Annotated in this window: 3 protein-coding genes and 1 pseudogene; 3 read left to right on the top strand and 1 reads right to left on the bottom strand. The window is 74.6% G+C overall.

Going from position 1 to position 4,284, the window contains the following annotated elements; all coding sequences use genetic code 11:
• Positions 1-313 precede the first annotated feature (313 nt).
• A complete protein-coding gene (locus tag D474_RS0112310) occupies positions 314-1,270 on the bottom strand; it encodes a glycosyltransferase family 9 protein (RefSeq protein WP_040703469.1) in 957 nt (318 codons plus the stop codon).
• A gap of 175 nt (positions 1,271-1,445) precedes the next feature.
• Between D474_RS0112310 and D474_RS28495 the strand changes: the two are divergent.
• The 3 genes and pseudogenes from D474_RS28495 to D474_RS28490 form a co-directional block, all read left to right on the top strand.
• Positions 1,446-2,575 (top strand): annotated as a pseudogene (locus D474_RS28495) (carbamoyltransferase N-terminal domain-containing protein); the annotation flags it as partial.
• Positions 2,538-4,040, top strand: coding sequence for an HAD-IIIA family hydrolase (locus D474_RS0112295; protein ID WP_026118423.1), 1,503 nt, complete (start codon positions 2,538-2,540; stop codon positions 4,038-4,040). The pseudogene D474_RS28495 and the gene D474_RS0112295, both read left to right, overlap by 38 nt.
• On the top strand, positions 4,037-4,284 hold a 248-nt coding region (locus D474_RS28490; RefSeq protein ID WP_040703467.1), incomplete at its 3' end, for a glycosyltransferase family 9 protein. The genes D474_RS0112295 and D474_RS28490, both read left to right, overlap by 4 nt.

Raw genomic sequence — 4,284 nt, 5'->3', positions numbered from 1 at the left:
CCGGGGACAGGTCGTGGAAGGCCCGCAGCAGCTGCTCGGCCGAGGCGTCCGGGGCGGGCTCCCGGACGGACGACCGATCGTCGGACGTCGTGTGCGCAGACAAGGCAGTCTCCTGACCGTCGGGTGCGGAGGACCGCCTTCACACACGCATGCCTCGCCCGTGTCCGGCCACGGACCTGTGCGGGGGAGTCTCGTCCGAAGGCGACCCTGTCCGTCGGACTGCCCCGAGTGAGACGCGGGAAAGCTGCATTGTCGAGCCTTGATCGGCTTTTGCCCCGAATTGCCTCCTTCGTCCAGGTTCTGCAGGTCGGCGTCAGCCCGGGGACACGGGCTCCGCGGAGCGCAGCAGGTGCTCGCAGGCCTGCCACACCGCATCCGCGGTCAGGTCGGCCAGCCCCGGATCCAAGCGGTCGGAGTGCGGATCGCCCCGACGCCCCGACCACAGGCACACGTGGGCCCCGGTGTCCACGAGCGGCCCCCAGAGAGCGGGCGACACCGGCCCGAAGAGGCGCACCGACGGGGTGCCGCAGGCGGTCGCCACGTGTGCCACACCGGTGTCGCCACACACCAGGAGGCGGGCACGGGCGACGAGACCGACCAACCGGCGCAGGTCCGTCCGGCCCGCAACGACCGCGCCGTCCTCGAGCCCGGCCCACTGTGCGACGCGCTCGGCCAAGGGCTGCTCCTGTGCGGAACCGGTGAGCAGGACCCTGAATCCGCGTTCCCGGAGGAGGCGGGTCACCTCCGCGAAACGTCCGGCCGGCCACCTGCGCGACGCCGAAGCCGCACCCGGGTGCACGAGCACTGTGCCGTCGCCGGCGTCCGCACGCACCGGCCAGCGCACGTCCCCGGGGTCGGCGGGAACGCCGTAGTGCTCCAGGAGCCCGCACCAGAGCCGTGAGTCGTGCACCGCGCCGGGCCAGGGCGGCCCCGGGACCCCCGGCGCGTCCGGATGTGCATGGCTCCAGATCTCGCCGGGGCCGAGCGCCGCCAGCGCGAGCGTGCTCCGGGGCCCGCGCCCGTGCAGGTTCACCGCGAGATCCGGGGCGGGGCCCTCCCAGCCCGGCGTCCGCAACAGTCCCGTGGGCAGCACCCGCCACCGCAGACCGGCCATCCGCACCAGTTCCCGGTGGGAGGCGGGCGCCGCCAACACCCGCACGTGGCCGGGGTACGCCCGTTCCAGCGCCCGCAGGGCGGGCACCGCGGTGACAAAATCCCCCAGCCCGAGTGCCCGTAACGCCAGGAGCCGCGGGCGGGTCGCCGGAGACATGCCCCCTCCTCCGTTCCGGGTGCCTCGTTCTCAGGCGGCTAGCCGTCGGCTCCCCGGTCCAAACATGCAGGTCGGGGGCGAAAGGGCCGCGGTCGGGCCTACGTTTAGCCGCCCTGACGCCTGGTAGTCGACTGCATGTGTTCCGGATCGACGCCCGGCCGCTGAGGAGGTCGCCATGAGGGTGCTCGGTGTCAACGCCGTCTTCCACGACCCGTCCGCGGCCCTGGTGGTCGACGGACGGACGGTGGCGGCCGCGGAGGAGGAACGGTTCTCCCGGCGCAAGCACGGCAAGGAGCCGGTGCCCTTCTCCACGTGGGAATTGCCCGTCGAGGCGATGCGCTGGTGCCTGAGCGAAGGAGGGATGAGCCCCTCGGAGCTCGACGCGGTCGCCTACTCCTACGACCCCGCGCTGGCCGTGGACCGTGGCCCCGGCCTCGACCCCGCCTGGGAAGGCCTGCGCAGGACCTACGTCGAACGGGCACCGCACTTCCTCGCCACGGCGCTGCCCGGTCTGGACCCGTCGCAGGTCGTGTTCTCACCGCACCACGTCGCACACGCGGCCTCCGCGGCGCGGCCGCCCCGCCCGCCGAGGGCGGCCGCGCGGTCCTCACCGCCGACGGCCGCGGTGAGAACACCTCGCACCTGGCCGGGGCCTACTCCGAGGACGGCCGGCTGGAGATCCTGGCCCACCAGGAACTCCCCGAGTCCCTCGGCCTGGTCTACGAAGAACTCACCGAGCACCTCGGGTTCCGCCGGTCCAGCGACGAGTACAAGGTCATGGCGCTCGCCTCCTACGGGGAGCCGGCCATGGCCGGTCTGATCGCCGACCGGATCGCCCACCTGGGGGACGGCCGGATCGTGGCCTCGCAGATCGACTGGGAAGCGCTGGCGCCGGCCAGGGCACCCGGTTCCGAGCCCACCCGCCGGCACGCCGACCTCGCGGCGAGCGTGCAACGGAGGTTGGAGGACGTCCTCCTCGACCTCCTCGGCTGGCTCCACGAACGCACCGGCAGGCGCGGCCTGGCCATGGCGGGCGGGGTCGCCCTGAACTGCGTGGCCAACAGCCGGATCGCGCGGGAGGGCCCGTTCGAGGACGTGTGGGTGCAACCGGCCTCCGGGGACGCGGGCACCGCCCTCGGCGGCGCGTTGCAGACCGCGGTCGACCTCGGGGAGAAGGTCGAGCCCATGCCCGGCGCCGACCTGGGGCGCGGTTGGTCGGACGGCGAACTGGCCCGGATCCTCGACGACGCTCCGGGAAGGCACGGACATGAGCCGGCCCGAGTACGCGGTGGTCGTCCCGACGACGGGGCGCCCGGCTCTGGCGGACGTGCTGCAGCCCGTCCTCGACGCCCCTGCCTCCGTCGCTCCGGCCGAGGTCGTCGTGGTGGACGACCGCCCTGACGGACGCAACGGCGCCGAGTTGCCGGGTGTGCCCGACCATCCGGCGGTCCGGGTGCTCAGCACCCGGGGTGGGGGCCCGGCGACGGCAAGGCAAGCAGGTTGGCACGCCTGCACGGCACCGTGGATCGCCTTCCTCGACGACGACGTGCGGCCGCCCGCGGGCTGGCCCGAGCGGCTGTGCGCGGACCTGGAAGCGCTGCCCGACGACTCCGGCGGCAGCCAGGGACGGATCGTCGTGCCACGCCCGCCCGGCCGCAACCCCACGGACGCCGAACGGGCCACCATCGCGCTGGAGGACGCCCGGTGGATCACCGCCGACATGGCGGTGCGCAGGCGGGCCCTGGAACGGGTCGGCGGGTTCGACACCCGCTTCCCCCGTGCCTACAGGGAGGACACCGACCTCGTCCTCAGGGTGCAGGACGCGGGCCTCTCCCTGCACAGGGGCGAGCGGAAGTGCGTCCACCCGCTCAGGGCAGGAGGACGGCACGCCAGCATGCGGGCCCAGCGCGGCAACGGCGACAACGCCCTCATGCGGAGGGTGCACGGCCGCTCGTGGCGCGACCGCGTCGCCGAACCGCCCGGAGGTCTGCGCTCGCACCTGGTCACCACCGCTGCCGCCGCCACCGCGCTGCTCGCAGCGGTCACCGGTCGGCGCGGGACCGCCGCCGCTGCCGCCGCCGTGTGGGCCCTGTCGACCGCCCGGTTCGCACTCGCCCGGATGCGTGCCGGGCCGGCCGAGGCCGCCGAGTGGGCCGACATGGCGGTGACGAGCGTGCTCATCCCGTCCCTGGCCTGCTGGTACCGGCTCCGCGGCGAGATCCGGCACGCCGGGGCAGGTGCCTCCCGCGGTGTGCGCGCACTGCTCTTCGACCGCGACGGGACCCTCGTCGAGGACGTCCCCTACAACGGCGACCCGGACGAGGTCGTCGCACGGCCGGGTGCGGCCGAGGCCGTCGCCCTGGCCCGAGAGAACGGTCTGAAGGTCGGGGTGGTCACCAACCAGTCCGGTGTCGGCCGCGGGACCCTCACCGAGCGGGACGTGGACCGGGTCGACCGGCGCATCGAGGAACTGCTCGGCCCCTTCGACCTGTGGCGGGTCTGTCCGCACACCCCGCAGGACGGCTGCGCCTGCCGCAAGCCGGCCCCGGGGCTGGTCTTCGCCGCGGCCGGCGGGCTCGGGGTTCACCCTGCCGAGTGCGCGGTGATCGGAGACATCGGGGCCGACTTGGAAGCGGCGGCCGCCGCCGGGGCGCGCAGTGTCCTGGTCCCGACACCGGTGACCCGCGAGGAGGAACGGCAGCGTGCCCCGGAGGTCGAGCACGACCTCCCGTCGGCGGTGCGCAGGATCGTGGGGGGTGCAGGCACATGACCGCACGGACGGTGCTGGTGGCGCGGCTCGACAGCATGGGCGACGTCCTGCTGTCCGGCCCGGCCGTGCGCGCCGTCGCGCGCGGCGCCGACCGGTTGGTCGTGCTGGCCGGGCCCCAGGGCGAACCGGCGGCGCGTCTGCTCCCCGGCGTGGACGAGGTCATCACCTGGTCCGCGCCGTGGATCGCCGCGCACCCTCCCGAGGTCGAGCGCGGCGACGTCGAGGACCTCATGGCGCGGATCGC

The sequence above is a fragment of the Nocardiopsis salina YIM 90010 genome, assembly GCF_000341025.1.
In the GTDB taxonomy this organism is placed as follows: Bacteria; Actinomycetota; Actinomycetes; order Streptosporangiales; family Streptosporangiaceae; genus Nocardiopsis; species Nocardiopsis salina.
This window is presented reverse-complemented; position numbering and strand designations above follow the sequence as displayed.

Bases quoted from the DNA above. Each gene is read 5' to 3' on its own strand.
- D474_RS0112310 (WP_040703469.1), bottom strand. From the start codon at position 1,270: ATGTCTCCGGCGACCCGCCCGCGGCTCCTGGCGTTACGGGCACTCGGG.
- D474_RS0112295 (WP_026118423.1), top strand. From the start codon at position 2,538: ATGAGCCGGCCCGAGTACGCGGTGGTCGTCCCGACGACGGGGCGCCCG.